This window comes from Sorangium sp. So ce185, from assembly GCF_051526825.1.
In the GTDB taxonomy this organism is placed as follows: Bacteria; Myxococcota_A; Polyangia; order Polyangiales; family Polyangiaceae; genus Sorangium; species Sorangium cellulosum_D.
The window spans coordinates 11853785-11870327 of record NZ_CP150316.1 but is presented as its reverse complement, the minus strand read 5'-3'; the positions used below and the strand labels follow the sequence as shown (position 1 = coordinate 11870327).

The window sequence follows — 16543 nt, the reverse complement described above, 5'->3', positions numbered from 1 at the left end:
TTTGTTTCGGTTTGGTCGGGTCCTCCTGAGTACCGAGCTCTTCGTCAATCTGATCCATTCGGTCGATTTTTTACACCGATCCTGTTCGCTCGGTCGTCGCGGAAGCGATCGCTGATCGATGGTGATCGGCGTTTTGCCAAGAGCGATCCAATCGAGGACGCGACAGCCCTCGCTTGTTCGACGGCTGTCGTGAAATCCTGCGCGCTGTCCACCGGAGATGATTTTTTTCAAGAATCCGGCGATGCTGGCGAAGCGACCGGACGGCAAGCTCGGGAACGAGGGAACCTATGTCGCGGCGGGCCGCGCTGAGACGCTCCTCGGGCGCACCGGTGTCATCACATCGGCCCCGTCCGGGGGCTCGTCTGAGCCGGGTGGGAGGCACTTTGCCAGGGAGGCGGATCCCGTGAGGAACGCTCTGTCACCTGAGGTGCGTGTGGCGGGTCGCCGTTGATACGCTCGGATCGTTTTGTTTCATTCTCACCTGATTCCGGTACGTAGGAGACCTGTGATGCAAGATCAAACGTTCAGCCGACTCGCCTTTTGTGTCACCCTTGCCAGTTGGGTCGCGATCTCGTGCGCCCCCGCCGAGTCCGACTCGAACAACGAGGGAGGGGGGGGAGCGACGGCGACCAGTGGTTCCGTTAGTAGCGCGAGCGGCAGCGGCGTTACGACGTCTAGCAGCAGCGCGAGCGGCAGCGGCGTTGCGACCTCTGGCAGCACCACCGCGGCTGGGACCGGCGGTGACAACAGCGGCGGGGGTGGCGGGGCTGAGCCGACCGGCACCGGCGGTAATGGCATGGGTGGCTGGCCCGAAGGAGCCATTCCCATGGGGAACGCGCCTGTACCGAGCGCGGGGTGCGGCAAGGCAACCACGTTGACGAGCAAGGAGTATACGATCTCTAGCTCGGGCCAAAATCGCGTGTACTACGTCGATATGCCCCGCAACTACGACATGAACAAGCCCTACCGGCTGTTCTACACGTCACATTGGATCGGCAGCCGCTACCAAGACGTCAAGAATCAAGACTTCTACTTTCTCAAGCCGCAGTTGGAGGCCGACGGAGAGCAAGCCATCTTCGTGGCCCCCTCCTCGGACGGTGCAACGTGGCAACAGAAGGACCACGCGCTGTTCGACGACATCATGGCGTTCATGAATGAAAACGTCTGCTACGACACGACCCGCGTGTTCGCGACCGGCTTCAGCTTCGGAGGGATGATCACCTATTCGCTGTCGACGAACCATCAAGCGGAAATCCGTGCGGCCGTGGGCATCGCCCCGGCCAACTACAACATCTGGTTGCCTGAAAAGACACATAAGCCCATTGCTTGGATGCACACGACGGGCATGAGCGACGGGACTTGCCCCTGGGTGAACAACGAAGGTCAGAAGAGAGGGGCCAAGTTCATCGCCCTCGAAAAGGCCGAAGACAACGGCTGCACGATTCCGGACAATATCCCGACTTCAAACGGCGCGTACAGCTGCTACGATTTCAAGGATTGCGATCCGGAGCATCCGACGCGGGTGTGCACCTTCGGCGGCGGGCACACGAACATCGACGGCAATCCGAACTGGATTCCCATCGAGTCGTGGAAATTCTTCAAGCAGTTCTGACCGACGTCCTCGCCGCGGGCGGGACCCTCGCCCGCGCGTAGCGCCGCGCTCGGGGCGCCTCGCCTGCAAGGGGAATAGGGGCCGCCTCCGAGCGCGTGGGCAAATCAAGCCTGAGGCAAATCAAGCCTGATCGAGCGGCTGCTCGGTGCGCCCTCGAGCGCATCCCGGTGCACGTGCACGCGCTCCGACCTCACGCTCCCTGACCGAGGACCCTCGTTCAGTGGAAGGCGAAGCGGTCGACCGTGATCTTGTAGCTGAGTTGTTCGCCGCGCTCGATGCGGCCACCGAGCGACATGTTGTGCTCCTCGCCGCTCGTCGCCACGTACTTCGCGTCGGCCGCCACGAACGTGCACGCACCCTCGATCGGCTGCGGGCGCTCGATGAGGCAGCCGTAGCCGTCCTCGGCGACGGGGCGACAGATGCGGGTGTCGATCTTCAGCGCCTCGACCTCCTCGGGCGAAAACATGCGCTCCTCGTAGGTGACCTTCATGGGCTCCTCGCAGCGAACGTAGATGGGCAGGTACTGGTGCTGCGCGTCCCGGTACACGACGCCGTCTTCGATCTCCTCGCGCGTGCCCGTGGCCACGTCCAGATAGCCCTTCAGGCGGACCGGCGCCTCGACGGCGGCGGGGAGACCCTCGGCGGGCATCGCCTCGGCGTGCGGGTGATCGCCGGCGTAGACGAGGACGTTGAGGAAGCGCTGCCGCGCGCCGTCCCCGGCGGGGCCGAAGATCTCGCCGACCGCGTCGCATCGTGCGGCCTGCTCGGCGGAGCGGCTCTCCATGTTGTCCGCGCTCGACGCGAACCCGAGCGCGTAGACGCCCACGCTCGCTCCCCAGCCATTGTCGTCCTTGGACGCGGCCAGGCCGGCGGCGTCGTCGTCTGGGGCGATCCAGAGGTTGTTGGTGGCGAGCGCGGGGACGTGCGCGAGCGAGCGAACGAGAAAGCCGTTGTCGCCGCAGCCGCGCCCGATCTGTTCATAGGTGGTGTCTACCTCCGCCGGAGTCGACGGGGTTGCCGGCGCCGCGGTGGGCTCGGCGAGCGCGTCGCCGTCCGATCCGCCGCAGCCCGCGACGAAGATGAAAGGAGCCCCCACGAGAACCAGCGAACGAAAGTAGTTACTCATGACGGCGGTGGGAGCAAAGCTCGTACCTCCCCAATCCATGCGGATTTTCCGCCCAAATCGCGGCGCGAGACGCGACGCGTGAACGGGGCGCCACACCTCGGCCGCTCACGAGGAAGCGCCGTAGCCCCAACGTCGGTCAGCTGGTGCAGGATGGGCGCGATGGAACCGGCCCGGTCAGCTCATCGCGCGCTGCTCTTCCGCGGGAAGCGGGGGCGGGGCCCGCCGCTTTCCGACGAACGCGAACAGCGAGCAGACGGCTTGGCGTGGCGGCGGTCCGGCACGGGCCGCGGCGGCGCCTGCGTGTCATGCTGGCCCAGACACCGCGCCAAGCCACGCTCCCTCTTGCCCGGTCGTGCCCTGGCCCATGCTGCCGCGAAAGGAGCTCCGAACCCTACCTCGCTCGACGACGCGCCGTTCCAGCCACCGCGTCGCGCGACGACACCGCCGAGGTGGCTCGCTTCCATCCTATGAAGGAGCGTTCATGCGACTGTCATTCTCTTCGGCACATTGCGTCCTCGCCTTGGTCACCGGGCTCACGGGCATGATCGGCTGCTCGGACGACCCTGGTCCCGGCAGCAGCGCGCCCGACGCGGGCGCGCCGAGCGATCCCGACGCGGGCCCCGACGCGGGCGCGCCCGACGGCAGCCCGCCCTCCTCCGCGACGTTCGGTCCGCTCGGCGATCGGCCGGATCTGCCCGTCGACGGGCGGCTCACCATCGACGGCCTGCTCTCTGCCGTCGATGTCGTCCAGGACAGGGACGGTAGGCCCCATATCTATGCCGAAAACCTCGTGGACGCGATGCGCGTCGAAGGGTATCTGACGGCGCGCGACCGCGCGCTTCAGCTCGAGATCCTGCGGCGCACCGCCGAGGGGAGGCTCGCAGAGCTCTTCGGCGACCTCGATCCCACCACCATCGATCAGGACATCGCTCTCCGCCATGTCGGGCTCGGTCGGATCGCCAGGGCCCAGTACGACGCGCTCCCGGAGGGGGAGCTCCGCCAGATGCTCGACGCGTACGCGGACGGGGTGACCCAGGTGTTCAGGAAGATCCGCTCCGGGGACATCCTCCTCCCCGGCGGCGCGACGGGGATACCCGCCAAGGCGTTCACCGACTGGAGCGGCGTCGACTCGCTCGTGATCAGCCGCTTCCACAGCTACCTCCTGTCGTTCGACGCCGAGCTGGACATCACCACGCAGCAGTTCTTCGACGCCGCCCGGACGACGTTCGCGTCGAGCAGCGCCGATCCGCTCGCGCAGAAGCGCGCCGGCTTCGAGCGGGACTTCCTGAGGTTCGCCCCCTCCGAGCCCGCGGTGACCAGCAGCGGCTATCCCGCCTCCCCGGCGCGGGAGAAGGCGCAGAAGGCGGAGGACAAGGCGGCGAAGAGAGCGCCTCGCGCGCGACGACCGGGGCGCGCCGCGCCGGGCCGCGCGAAGCTCATGTCGTCGCTGACCGGCTACCTGAGCGCGGTCCAGCGCGCCAGGAGCAAGGTCGCCCCGGAGGGCTTCGGCTCGAACAACTGGGCCATCCACGCGAGCCGGAGCGCGACGGGGCACGCGCTCGTGGCCAGCGATCCCCACCTGTCGCTGAGCGCGCCGGCCGTCTGGTATGCCGTCTCGATCCATGTCGCCGCGCCCGAGGGCAAGGACGCGAGCCGCGATGTTCACGTCGGGGGCGTCACCTTCCCCGGGATTCCGGGGATCATCCTGGGCCACAACGAGCATGTCGGGTGGGGAGCGACGGTCGCGATGTACGATGTCACCGATGTCTATGCCGAGACGCTCACGCCCGACGGCAAGGCGGTGCTCTTCAAGGGCAATCCAGTGCCCCTCCAGACGGTCGAGGAGGTCATCGCGATCGCTGGCAGGGAGCCCTATACCTACCGCGTCCCGATCGTGCCCCATCACGGCCCGCTCCTGCCGACCATCGTCGACCACGCGGTGGTGGATCCGGACCCGGCCGTGGGGGCGCTCAGCGTCCGCTGGACGGGGCTGGAGCCGACGAAGGAGCTGGAGGCCATCTTCGGCCTGCTGCGCGCTCGCTCGGTCGATGAGGCGCAGGAGTCGCTCTCGAAATTCAGCGTCGGCGCGCAGAACTGGGTGATGGGCGACGCCGCGGGCGACATCCTCTGGACGACGCACGCGGCGATCCCGACGCGGTCTCGTGAGGCGTTCGCCTGGGACGCGGCCACCTATACGGGCGTCCTCCCCTGCATGGTGCTCCCCGGCGACGGGACCGCGGAGTGGACCGGGACGCTCCCCGAGCACCTCATCCCCCGGGCGAAGAACCCGCCGGCGGGATACATCGCCACGGCGAACAACGACCCCATCGGGGACTCCCTGGACAACGATCCATCGAACGGCGCGCTCCCCGACGGCACCCCCATGTACCTGGGCTGCAGCTTCGACATCGGGTTTCGCGAGGGCCGCATCCAGGAGCGGATCGATGCCCACGAGGGTCCTCTGTCGCCGGAGGATTGCGCGGCGATCCAGGGAGACATCAAGTCGGCGCTCGGCGCGAGGCTCGTGCCTCACCTCCTCCGCGCCATGGACCGCGGCGAAGCGGAGCGCAAGTCGCCCGGTACTCACCCCGATCTGAGCGCGATCGTCGCGGACGCCGCATACGAACCGCAGCGCCTCGTCGCCCTGCGGGCGCTCCTCGACGGCTGGGGCAAGGAGGCGGACTACAAGGCGGCCGCCGGCGTCGATCTCGATACCGCGATGCCGCTCGCGGACGAGGGCGATGGCCCCGGCGCGGTCGACGCCCGCGCCTCGGAGGCGACCTTGGTCTTCAATCTCTGGCTCGTCCGGGTGGTGCGCCGGGTGCTGGGCGACGAGCTCGGCCAGATGGGCTTCTCGTCGTTCTCCCGGGAGATGTCGGCGAAGGCGCTCCTCCACCTGTTCTCCGCCGATCGGGAGCAGCTCGCCACCTTTGATCCGGCCGTGCAGGACAGCGCGCTGTGGGACGACATGGGCACGCCAGCGGCCGAGTCCAGGGACGATCGCGTGCTGCGCGCCCTGCTCGACGCCCTCGCCTGGCTCGATCGACAGGGCGGCTCCGGGGGTGCGGCGCCCCGCTGGGGCGCCTTTCACACGGTCACCTTCGACGCGCTCGTCCCCCTCCTCAGCAGCCTCAGCATCCCTCCGCCGAGCGATCCCCTCTGGAGCGGCGGCTTTCCGCGCGGCGGCGACGAGTTCGCGGTGGACTCCTCGGATTACCGCCTCTCGTGGGCGCTCGACGAGTCACCGAATTTCCAGTACGTCCACGGCCCGTCGCAACGGCTCGTCGTGGAGCTCGACCCGGCGGGCCCGAAGGCGTGGAACGCCATTCCCGGAGGCAATGTCTGGGACGCCGAGAGCCCACATTTCCGCGATCAGGCGGAGCTCTGGCGAAAGAACCAGACGCACCTGGTGCCGTTCCTGCTCCCCGACGTGATCCAGGCGAAGGAGTCGCGCACGGTGGTGGAGGCGCCGTAGCCGGCGTCCTCCGAGGCCCACCCCGGGACGGCGGGCGGAGCTCGCCGGGGAGGCTCACGCCCGGCCCGGCGCCTCGCTCGAGCCCTCCGGCCGCGCGCCGGGCTCGCCGCCGGCGAGGCCGGTCCACCAGCCGCTCGCGAGGGCGAGCGCGATCCAGCCTTGCAGGTTCGCGCGCAGCTGCGCTGCCTCCGCGGCCGTGCAGCCTTGCTCGACAGCGGCGAGGGCCTGCCCGAACGGCAGCTCCCGGCAGCGCTCGAGCAGCCGGGCGAACAGCGGATCCACGGAGGTCGTGGTCGTGCCGGCGGCGCTCCGGGCGAAGACCCAGGTCCGGGTCGACGGGTGGCGACGGATCGGCTCCGGCGCGCCCTCGTCCCGATCGGCCCCCGCGAGCCGCGAGAAGCGGGCGAGGTCCCAGTCCTCCTCGGCCAGCGAGCAGGACACCGCGAAGCGCAGCCGCGATCCGGCCAGCCGGGAGAGCTCCTCCGGCGTCGGCTGCCACAGCCCCTCGAAGGGCGACTCGTAGGCGCGCCGCTCGGCCTCGTCCATGCGGAGCGCCTGGCGGATCATGGCGAGCGGAGCCCTGGAGAGCTCGACCCGCCGGCACCACGCGTCGCCATGCGGCGGGCGCTCCGGCGGTCGGCGCGGGCCCGCACCGTCGAGGCGCTCGAGCGCCCGGTGGAGCCGCTCCGCGAAGCCGCGGGTCGCCTCGTCGAGGTCGGCGTGGCGGGGCGGGCGCTCGGCGAGGTGCAGCGCGGCGAGGTGGTTGAAGTGCCAGTGGCTCACCGCCCGCGCCACGCGGGGAAAGCTCGTCTGGAGCGCGGTGAACAGCCGCATCCAGTACTGGCGGTGATAGACCGCGAGCCGCTCCGCCGGCGCGGGCCCCCCCGGGCCGCCCTTCAGCTGCGCCACGAGGCGCGCGGGATACCGCTCCTGCCGCTCGCGGAAGCGCCCGGCGCCCGGGTCGAGCGGCGCGCGGAGGACCGCGGTGAAGTCGCGCTGGAGCTCTCGCAGCCAGCGCGGAGGATCTCCGCCCCTCGGGCTCATGCCGATCGCACCCGCCGCGCCTTGTCGAGCTCCGCGAGCGCCGCGGACAGGGGCGGGATCTCCGCGTCCCACTCGAGGAGCGTCGGAAAAGGGCCGCCCCGGCGCCACGCTTCCTCGTAGAGCGACCAGACCTCGTCGCATACCGGACGATCGTGCGTGTCGTGCCGCAGGCCCGAGGGCAACACCTGGTGTCCGGCCAGGTGCACCTGCAAGACCCGGCTCCACGGCACGCCGTCGAGGTACTCGCGCGGATCGAAGCCGTGGTTGTCGCTGGAGACGAAGATGTTGTTGACATCCAGCATGGCCCAGCAGCCGGACTCCTCCACCACGCGGCGATAAAAGTCCCACTCCGGCATCGTGTCGCGCTCCCAGGCGACGTACGACGACAAATTCTCGATCCCGAAGGGGACGCCGAGGGCCTCCTGGACCTCGGACGCCCGAGCGGCGGCGTAGGGGATCAGCTCCGGATCGTACGGCGCCGGCAGCAGATCGTGGTGCGTCATGCCCTCGAACGCCGTCCAGCAGAGGTGATCCGTGAAATAGGGAATGCGAAACTCCTGGATCAGATCCCGGAGCCGGGACAGGTGATCCCGGTCGAGGGGGGCTTCGCCCAGCAGGTTCAGGGAGACGCCGTGGGCGACGATCGGGTAGCGCTCGGCGATGCGCCGGAGCCGCTCCCGGGGCAGCGGCGACGCGCCGAGGTAGTTCTCCGCGATGATCTCGAAGAAGCCCAGCCGGGGCTGGAGCCGCTCGATCGCCTCGTAGTGCGGCGGGCGCAGCCCGAGGCCGAGCGCGTCGCGCGGGAGAGCGCGCGCGTCGGGCGCTCGGTCGTCGTCGGCGGCTCGCGGCGCGCTCATCGGCTGGCTACGGGCTCGGGTCGATCGGCTCTGCAGTCGGCAGCTGCTCGAAGGGGTGGCCCTCCGGCGTCAGCGTGCGCAGGTAGGCGATCAGCGTGTCGATCTCGGCCCGCGAGAGCAGGTGATAGGCGCCGGGCATGTTCGAGTAGGCGATGCCCTCGGCGGCGACGACGCCGTCGATCCCGAACGCGATGATGGACTGCAGGTACGTGTCCGAGCGGCGCTCCCAGAAGCCGGCGACGAAGGCCTCCACGTCCTCGCCGGGCGGCACCTTCACGCCGAACGTGCCCGCCGGGCCGGAGTGGCAGTGGGTGCACCCCCCGTCCCCGAACGCCGCGGGGCCGTCGCGATCCTGGTCCTCGGCGGTCTCCACGCAGCTCCAGCCCTTGCAGCTGTTCATGGCGCGGCAGGCGTGCTCGTAGAGCTCGTTCCATGTCTGATAGACCATGCCGCGGCAGCTGTTCGTGCCGGCGCAGGACGCGTGGACCTGCACCAGGCCGGGGCGCGCGGTGCCCGACAGCATGGCGGACTCCGCGCACGCCGCGGCGAACTCCTCGAGGGAGATCTGGCCATCGCCGTCCTCGTCCATGACGTCGATCGCGTCCACGAGATCGTCGTCCGGGCCGGCGCTCCACACGAGCGTAGTGACCGGCGCGTCGGACTCATCGCAGTTCGAGTCGACGTTATCGAGATTCCGCTCCTCGGCGTCGGGGTGGACGGTGTTGTTGAAGTCGTCGCAGTCGCCCTCGCGCGGGGTGAAGCCGTCCCTGTCGTGGTCGCTGTCCTCGTCATCCACGGGCTCGCCGCCGCCTGCGTCGGAGCCGCCGGTCCCGGCGGGGGAATCGCCGCCGGAGCCGCCCGTCCCGGCGGGCTCCTCGCCGCCGGCGCCGCCGGTTCCGGAGATGGGGTTGACGCTGTCGTCGCCGCCGCAAGCGGGCGCGAAGGCGGCGAAGCTGGCGAGCGCCAGCGCAAGCAAGGTGGATCCCGGCGATTGGGTCATGGTGGTCGTCCTGCCTCCGAAGGAGCGCGCTGCGCGCGCTTGCCGGCTGCCCGGCGCAGGGCATGTAGGCACGGCTGGCGCGCGCGGAATATGTGGCAAGTTGTCGCAGGCCTACCGTCCGATCGCTGGTGCATCGCGTTCGAGGAGCGGCGGCTGCGCGCCCGTTCGGCGCCGCGTGCGAGACCTGCGCGCGGTCGGCGTGGCGCTGGGGTCGACGGCGCGCGCCGTCGCAGGAGCCGTCCTCGCCGCTCGCGCGGGCGCGGGCGCGGGGCCCGATTTGCGTGCAGCGGCCGAGCGAAAGGAAGTACAAGGGCTGCGAGCGTCGAAGAAGGAAGAGGAACGCCGGATGACAGGCATGCTTCGCGGGGGGCTGCGGCTCGGTTGTGCAGCGGCCGTGGTGTTCGCGGCGGGACCGGTCGCCGCCATGCAGCCGGCGTCTGGTCCCGCGCCCCGGGTCTCGCCAGCGCCTGCCGCGTCGCAGTCAGCGCCTGCCGCGTCGCAGGGCGGCCCAGCCGGCGCGCCGTCAGCGTCGCCGACGGCGCCGGCGCCGGGCGGCGCGGCGGACATGCCCCTGGCGCCGGCGACGGACGTGTCTCCTCCGCAGCCAGCTCCGGGCGACGGCGTCGCGCCGCCGTCGGGGGCGCCACCGACCGGGGTTGCGCCGCCGGGAGCTCCCCAGGCGCTCCCGGCCTGGACGACGAGCTCCTGGGTGCTCGAGGGCGCTCCCGCGGGCGAGCAGCCCGGGCCGAAGCGCGTCTGGTACGGCTGGCAGCACCTCCTCGTGCTCGGCGGGACCGCCATCCTCGTGCCCATCGCCGTCGGCACGGAAAACGAGGTGCTCGCCTGGTGGTCCGTCAGCACCTTCGCGCTCGGCGGTCCGGTCACCCACTGGGCCAACGGCAACCTCGGCAAGGGCTTCGCCAGCCTCGGCCTCAACGCCGGCTGCACGCTCGGCGGCGGCATGGTCGGCCTGCTCGCCGGCAAAGCCGTGGACGCCCGCGGGTGGGACGAGGTGGCTGGCATCATGCTCGGCAGCAGCGCCGGCCTCCTCACGGCCAACATCATCGACATCGCGGTCCTCGAGCGCGAGGAGCGCTCGATCGCCGACAGCTACGAGTACATCCGTCTCCGCTCGCCTCGGCTCCGGCTCGCGCCGCACGTCGCCCTCGCGCCGGACCGCGCCACGCTCGGCCTCGGCGGCGCCTTCTGAGGCGGCAGCGGCGCCGTGGGCGCGCCGGCGAGGTGCCGCGCCGCCGCGAGGGCGCGCGGCGCGCGCGACCCGGGCAGCGCTTCGGCCTGGCTCGGCCGCCGCGGGGGTGTAGCATCCGCGCGTGTTCATTCCGAAATCAGGTGCACGACGGCTCGCGCTCGCCGCGCTCGCCGCGCTCGCCGCGCTCGCCGCGTGCGGCGGCGCGGAGCGGCAGGATCCCCAGTTCGCGGACGCGCCCGCGGTCCCGCTCCCCGGTCCTCCCGGCGCCGCGCCGCTCGACGCGCCCGGCGGCGAGCCGGAGGAGCTGCCTGGTGTGAACACGGCCGAGCTCGTCCGCCGCGAGCGCCACACGTGGTGGCAGCTCGTCTCGCAGCTCTACGCGCCGTGCGCCGAGCAGGCGGTGTCGCTCGCGCAGTGCGTCCGCGAGTCGCGCCCCTGCGCGGCCTGCGTGCCCGCCGCGCAGCTCGTCGCCGACAAGATCCGCGGGGGCGCGAGCGCCGCGGAGGCGCAGGCCGCGTACGGCGTGCGGTTCGGACCGAACGTGAAGAAGATCGACCTCGCCGACTCGCCGTCGCGCGGGCCGGAGCGCGCGCCGGTGCAGATCGTCGTGTGGTCGGACTTCGAGTGCCCCTCCTGCGGCCGCGCGGTCCCGCTCCTCGACGAGATCTTCGAGCGCCACGCGCCGAACGTGCGGTTGATCCACAAGGTGTACCCGCTGCGGTCGCACCCGCACGCCGAGGCCGCGGCGCGCGCCGCCATCGCGGCGCACGCGCAGGGCCGCTACTGGCAGATGGAGCGGCTCCTGTTCGAGAACCAGCAGCGGCTCGAGGAGAAGGACCTGCTCGGCTACGCGCAGCGGGTCGGCCTCGACATGGCCCGGTTCCGCGCGGACATGGCCGGCGAGGCGGCCGCCCGGGTGATCGCGCGCGACAAGGCCGAGGCCGACCGCGCGGGGCTCTCGGGGACGCCGTTCATCGTCGTCAACGGCCGGGAGTTCGATCTGGCGCTGTTCAGCCTGCAGGGAGAGCTCGACCGGTGGATCGCGACGGAGCTCGCGATCCTCGGCGGGGGCGGGGGCGCGGCGGCCGGGGGCGCGGCGGCCGGGGGCGCCGGAGCGCCGGGCGCGCGGTGAGATCCGCGGGCCAGCCTGGGCGCGATAGCACGCGATCGCGGTCGTGGACTGGCGGTGCCCATCGCGACCGCCTCAAGGTCGGAACCTGGCCAAGAATATATCCGACGACAGATCGCCAGCAGCCGCTAACGGGTGGAACTTCAAGCCGACTGCCCCCGACACCACGCCGGTGACAATGACGCCCCCACCGCGGGCGCCGCTGATCCCCATCCCTGCCTGCGAATCCGTATCTCCCATCGCCCAGCTCCACAGGGTGTCGCCGTAAGGGTCGAGCTTGGCCGCGAACGCATCGGTCTTGCCTGCGCTGACGAGCGGGCTGCACCCGAAGTCCAGGCTCCCCTCGAACGAGCCAGTGAGCAGCACGGCGCCGGCGCGGTCGATAGATATGGCGATGCTTGACTGGTCCTGAGCGTCGCCGAACTGGCGGTGCCACAGGAGCTCGCCGGCAGCGTTGAACTTGGCGACGTAGAGATCGTAGCCGCCGGCGCTATGAAATGATTTGTCTGGAAAATCGATGGATCCGCGCGCCGCGCCCGCCATCACGACGCTCCCCTCGTCGTCGACGCCCACGCTGTGGCCGAGCTGCGTGCCATCGTCCCCGAACCGGTGACTCCAAAGCGTCGAGCCGTCCCTGTCCAGCTTGACGAGGATCGCGTCCGGCATGCCCGCGCCCACGGTCGGGCCATCGCCGAAGTCAACCACGCCCAAGGCGTAGCCCGTCACCACGACGTTGCCTTGTCCGTCGACCGTCAGATCCGACGCTTCCTGCGTCTCCTCATCGCCGTAGGTCCGGGCCCACAGGTATTCGCCGCTCCTGTCGAGCTTGGCCACGAAGAGGTCATCCCATCCGGCGCTCTTCATCATCCCACCGCCGAAGTCAACAGAGCCCCAAAGGGTGCCGGCGATCAGCACGTTGCCGTCTCGATCCGCTGCGATGCCGCGTCCGAGCTGATCGTGGGCGCCGCCGAAGCGCTTGCTCCACACGTGCCTCCCCGAAGGGTCCAGCTTTGCGACGAAGATGTCCCGCGCTCCCGCGCTCACGAGCGGACCTCCGCCGAGATCGATCGTCCCCCGGAAATGGCCGATCAAGAGGACGTTCCCGTCCGCGTCCGTGCTGATTCGCTGAACGTGCTGGATGTTGTCGTCGCCGAAGCTCTTGCTCCATACTGGAGCACCGCTCGGGCCGAGCTTGATGACGAATATGTCATCCGTCTCATGACCCACCAGCCGCGCTCCCCCGATGTCGAGAGAACCGTCGAAATTGCCGGCGATGATCGTGCTCCCGTCGCCGTCTACAGCGATGTCCGTGGGGACCTGCATGCCGGCGGCTCGGATGCGGTGGACGTGGGCGGAAAGCTCGCCGCGATCCATGGAGGCACCGCAGCCCTCGTTGCCCACCGACGTGCAGCCGTCGGTCGCCGGAGCGTCGCAGGAGGAGGTGCCGCTCGCGCCGAGCTCAGCGCCGCAGCCCCCGCTCGCCTCATGACCGTCGTAAAGGTGGTTGCCCCCGATCCCTCCCGACGCCGCTGAAACATTGGCAGACGAATAATCGTCATACCAAGTCGTCGCTGGAGTGCATCCTGCTGCGCACTGGAGGAGCAACGATATCATCGGCCTGAGCCGGCGTGTGTTTCTGCGCGCTGGTTTTGCTGGGCGATGCCCAGCGGCAGGAGTCGGGACGCTGAGCTCCGAGTTTGCGATTAGCATCATGCATGACCTCCGCCAGAGCGCGCCGTCGGTTGTGCCGGCCTGGCGCGTCGTGCGTGCCGTGACAATCGATCGACATCGTCAGGATAAGTCGCCGCGCGGGTCGCGTGAATGCCACTTTAGGAGTAGCGCGCCGAAGCGTTGGGGCAGGTACCATCGATATCCTGATCTTGGACGCCCTTCGCTCCTCGGCCCGCTTGTTGGCAGGATATATGTTGAAACGTTATCGTGGCGCGCAGGGCGCCACGCGTGTGCCGCGGGATTGATTCCATGGACAACCCCTCCATCAGCACCCGGAGCTCGGGGGTTGAAACAACCCTCGGGCCGATCGAGCACGCAGGGCTGCAGCGGCATCGGCGCAGCCGGGAGCGCGGCGTGGTCGCGCGTTGCGCGCTGCGCGGCGGCGACAGAATCCTCGATGCAACCGTGGGAACACGTCAGGGCTGTGGACCGGACGGATCGACCTGGTGGACCTCGAGGTCGGGCTTCCAAGCCCCAGGGGCGGCCCTGTACCCCTTTGGTGGTACGTGCGCGCACAACGCGTCGCGCATCGGATATTCTCCACCCCCGATGCGATCCTCGATCCACCTGACGGCGCGGGAGCAGCGGATCACGTGGGAGCTCCTCGAAACCCTGCACAGCTCGCTGGATCTTCACGAGGTCTTGCGCGGGGCGTACGGCGTGCTCTGCCAGCTCGTGCCGGCGGACCACGGCGCGCTCTGCGTCTCGCTCCCCGAGGATCCGACGGCGTACGACTGGGCCGTCGCCGATCTACCGCCGGAGCTGTTCGCGGGGTACGGCGCGCTCGCGCCGCACGACTTCGTCCGGAGCGCCGTGATCGCGCAGCCGAACGTGGTGCTGCGCGACAGCGAGATGCTCCCCCGCACGGCCATCGAGCGGAGCGTGATGTACCGGCGCAGCCGGGAGCTCGGGATGCGGCTGGAGCAGGCCATGGCGATCCTGTTCGCGGTAGAGCCGAGCTGGCACGGCGGGATCACCCTCTACCGCGACCGGCGGCGCCCGTTCTCGGATCGCGACCGGGCCCTCCTGCAGCACCTCGCCCCTTCGATCGCGGCCGCGACGCGGAGCTGCAGGCGCTTCGGAGACTCGATACGACGCGGTGACGCGCTGGAGGCGGCGCTCCGCCGCGAGGGCATGGAGGTCCTGGTGGTCGCCCCGCCGGCGTCCGTGCTCTCGCGCAGCGCGGGCGCCGAGGCGCTTCTCGGACGCTGGTTCACGCCCGTGGAGCGGAGCGCCAGCGCCCTCCCCGCGCCGCTCGCCACCGCGCTCGGCGCCGCCGCGGCCGCGCCCGCCTCCGGCCCGCCGGCCGCGCCCTGGGCGCGACGAGCATCCACCGGCGAGCTGCGCGCCGACTTCGTGCCGTTCGTCGAGCGAGGGCGCAAACTGTGGGTGGTGGAGCTGCGCGAGCGGGCGGTCGCGGCGGCCCCGGCGGCGTGGAGAGGGCGACTCACGGAGCGGCAGGTCGAGGTGGCGGAGCGCGTTCTGCGCGGCTGGGACAACGCGCTCATCGCAGAGGACCTCGGGTGCACGCCGGCGACCGTGAAAAAGCACCTGCAGCGGGTTTATGACGCCCTGGGGGTGCCGAGTCGTACAGGTCTCATGGCTCACGCGGCGCAGCGAGGCTGACGTGACTCGGCGCCTCCCACCTCGTCGCCGCCGCGCTCTGCCGGGCCGCGCCGGCCAGCGCGCCGGCGATCATGTCCGGATAGAGCGCCCGCGTGACCCGCGCCGACAGGAGGATGGCCTCGCGCGCGTCCGGGCAGGGGATCGTCGCGAGCAGCGCGGCGAGCTCGCGTACGTGCCCCTCGTCGGCGTCGGCGTGCCCCCGCAGGAAGCGCACCGCGCCGGCGATACCAGGGATGCGGGCGCGTGCCACGAGGCGCGCCGCGGCGTCTCCAGCGCGGCGGGCCGAGAGCGCCTCCAGCACGTAGGCCGTGCCCAGGAAGGCCTCGGGCGCGCCCGCCTCCACGGTGTAGCGGTTCCACGCGATATAGGCCTGTGTCGCCGGCGCGGGCTCCGCGCGCCTCACGGCCTCCGGATCGCGCCCGAGCGCGGCGAGATCGTCGAGGGCCCATTGCTCGTGCCCGGACTCCTCCTCGGCCTTGCGGAGCAGGAGGGGCGCCAGGATGACGCGTCCATCCGCCGCAGAGGCCTCGCTCGCGTGCCCGACGCACCTGGCCGAGAGCCGCGCGCCGGCCTGGGCGCACAGAGGGCGCGTCCAGCGCACGTAATGATAAATCTGCTCGAGGAACGCCGCGTACTCGCTGGCCGTCGTGGCGCCGTCATACAGCCGGCGGGCCGCGGGATCCGCATCGAGGCGGAGGAGCAGGGCCGCGACCTCCTGATCAAGGGTGGTGATCCAGTCCAACATTCTCGTTGCCATGGTGTTCCTCCGTTCAAGATGGGTGATTGCTCAGGCGGCCTTGCGCGTCATGGGTGTGGTCGTCACGGGTCGCGGCGCCCGCGCCTGCTCCTCCACCGAGGCGAACAGGGGCATGGCGAACCGGCGGAAGCGGCTGTCGTACCGCGCCGGGCCGATGAAGCGCGCGGTCATCCGGCGGGTGAACACCCGGAGCGGCCGGGGCAGTCGCAATCCGCGGACAGCGCCGGAGCGGGCCCGCGCGCGCTCCTCCTCGCTGTAGAAGGGGACTCCGGGCGAGGTCGGCGGCGGCTCGCCGCCGAGAGGGGAGATGCGGACCCGCGGGCTCACGAGCCCGAGCGCGGCGGCCACCTGGAGGATGATCGTGGCGTCCTCCGCGTGGTCGGTCTCCGCGTTCACGGCGGCGATCCAGTGTGTGATTCCGCGGCGGCGGCTCTCCTCGAGCATGGCCGCGTGGAGCGCGCTCAGGGCGCTGCTGCTCCGATGACGCGCGAGGACGCAGAAACGGGTGACCTCCGCGAGCGAGAGCCCTGGGACATGAAGGACTCCGAGATCGAACCTGGACTCGAGGTCCACGCCGAGGCAGCCGCGGCGGGCGAGCGCAACCTCGGGGTTGGGCAAGAGCAGCCGGGTGGTCGCGATGGGCTGCTCGTCCGCGTAGGCGACGAAATGGATCGTTGTATCGAGGGTGTCATACGGATCGACCTCACGCGGCGCGACAGGTGCGGCTGCGATGAGATTTAGCTCCTGACCAAAGACCTCCCAGCGGATGCGGAGCGCGTCGTCGAGCTCCTTGCGCGTGTGGGCGATACGGCAGTGAATCGAGATCATGATCAACTCCTCCGACACGGTGCGCAGGCATTCTGAGAAGGGTTCCGGGCTGCCGGCGCGGTCGCCGGCTCGTCCCCGCGGAACTCGCAGCGCGTGCTGCGCGTCCAGCGCGTACTTCGCGTTGCTCGCGGCGGGACTTGCAGCGGGC

At 70.6% G+C, this 16543-nt stretch carries 12 protein-coding genes; 5 read left to right on the top strand and 7 right to left on the bottom strand.

Annotated features, from left to right (window positions below; translation table 11 throughout):
- The first annotated feature begins 508 nt into the window (after positions 1 to 508).
- Positions 509 to 1612, top strand: a complete 1104-nt coding sequence (locus WMF26_RS43790; protein WP_437997565.1) for an alpha/beta hydrolase family esterase — start codon at positions 509 to 511, stop codon at positions 1610 to 1612.
- Between the two features lie 217 nt (positions 1613 to 1829).
- Here the strand turns inward: WMF26_RS43790 and WMF26_RS43785 are convergent, their stop codons facing one another.
- Positions 1830 to 2708 (bottom strand): hypothetical protein, encoded by an 879-nt coding sequence (locus WMF26_RS43785; RefSeq protein WP_437997564.1) that lies wholly within the window; start codon positions 2706 to 2708, stop codon positions 1830 to 1832.
- Between the two features lie 511 nt (positions 2709 to 3219).
- Between WMF26_RS43785 and WMF26_RS43780 the strand changes: the two genes are divergently transcribed.
- Positions 3220 to 6213, top strand: a complete 2994-nt coding sequence (locus WMF26_RS43780) for a penicillin acylase family protein (protein WP_437997563.1) — start codon at positions 3220 to 3222, stop codon at positions 6211 to 6213.
- Between the two features lie 54 nt (positions 6214 to 6267).
- On the opposite strand, the gene WMF26_RS43775 is transcribed toward WMF26_RS43780, so the two are convergent.
- From WMF26_RS43775 to WMF26_RS43765, 3 genes are read right to left on the bottom strand one after another with little or no spacing between them, the layout of a single operon-like run.
- Entirely contained in the window at positions 6268 to 7257 is a 990-nt protein-coding gene (locus tag WMF26_RS43775; protein ID WP_437997562.1) for an HvfC/BufC N-terminal domain-containing protein, read from the bottom strand.
- Positions 7254 to 8114, bottom strand: a complete 861-nt coding sequence (locus tag WMF26_RS43770) for a DUF692 domain-containing protein (protein ID WP_437997561.1) — start codon at positions 8112 to 8114, stop codon at positions 7254 to 7256. The genes WMF26_RS43775 and WMF26_RS43770 overlap by 4 nt, the downstream gene beginning before the upstream one ends.
- Before the next feature lie 7 nt (positions 8115 to 8121).
- A complete protein-coding gene (locus WMF26_RS43765; RefSeq protein WP_437997560.1) occupies positions 8122 to 9114 on the bottom strand; it encodes a c-type cytochrome in 993 nt (330 codons plus the stop codon).
- Between the two features lie 346 nt (positions 9115 to 9460).
- On the opposite strand from WMF26_RS43765, the gene WMF26_RS43760 reads away from it, so the two are divergent.
- Positions 9461 to 10324, top strand: coding sequence for a hypothetical protein (locus tag WMF26_RS43760; protein ID WP_437997559.1), 864 nt, complete (start codon positions 9461 to 9463; stop codon positions 10322 to 10324).
- A 121-nt stretch (positions 10325 to 10445) separates the two neighbouring features.
- Complete coding sequence (locus tag WMF26_RS43755) at positions 10446 to 11456, top strand: DsbA family protein (RefSeq protein ID WP_437997558.1); 1011 nt, start codon at positions 10446 to 10448, stop codon at positions 11454 to 11456.
- A gap of 72 nt (positions 11457 to 11528) precedes the next feature.
- Here the strand turns inward: WMF26_RS43755 and WMF26_RS43750 are convergent, their stop codons facing one another.
- Complete coding sequence (locus WMF26_RS43750) at positions 11529 to 12827, bottom strand: SBBP repeat-containing protein (protein WP_437997557.1); 1299 nt, start codon at positions 12825 to 12827, stop codon at positions 11529 to 11531.
- 906 nt (positions 12828 to 13733) lie between these two features.
- Here WMF26_RS43750 and WMF26_RS43745 point away from each other — a divergent pair.
- A complete protein-coding gene (locus WMF26_RS43745; protein ID WP_437997556.1) occupies positions 13734 to 14810 on the top strand; it encodes a response regulator transcription factor in 1077 nt (358 codons plus the stop codon).
- Here WMF26_RS43745 and WMF26_RS43740 read toward each other — a convergent pair.
- Positions 14782 to 15567, bottom strand: a complete 786-nt coding sequence (locus WMF26_RS43740) for an iron-containing redox enzyme family protein (protein ID WP_437997555.1) — start codon at positions 15565 to 15567, stop codon at positions 14782 to 14784. The genes WMF26_RS43745 and WMF26_RS43740 overlap by 29 nt on opposite strands.
- Positions 15568 to 15597: 30 nt before the next feature.
- Positions 15598 to 16395: a GNAT family N-acetyltransferase gene (locus tag WMF26_RS43735; RefSeq protein ID WP_437997554.1), complete on the bottom strand. Its 798-nt coding sequence runs from the start codon at positions 16393 to 16395 to the stop codon at positions 15598 to 15600.
- Between the last annotated feature and the right edge of the window lie 148 nt (positions 16396 to 16543).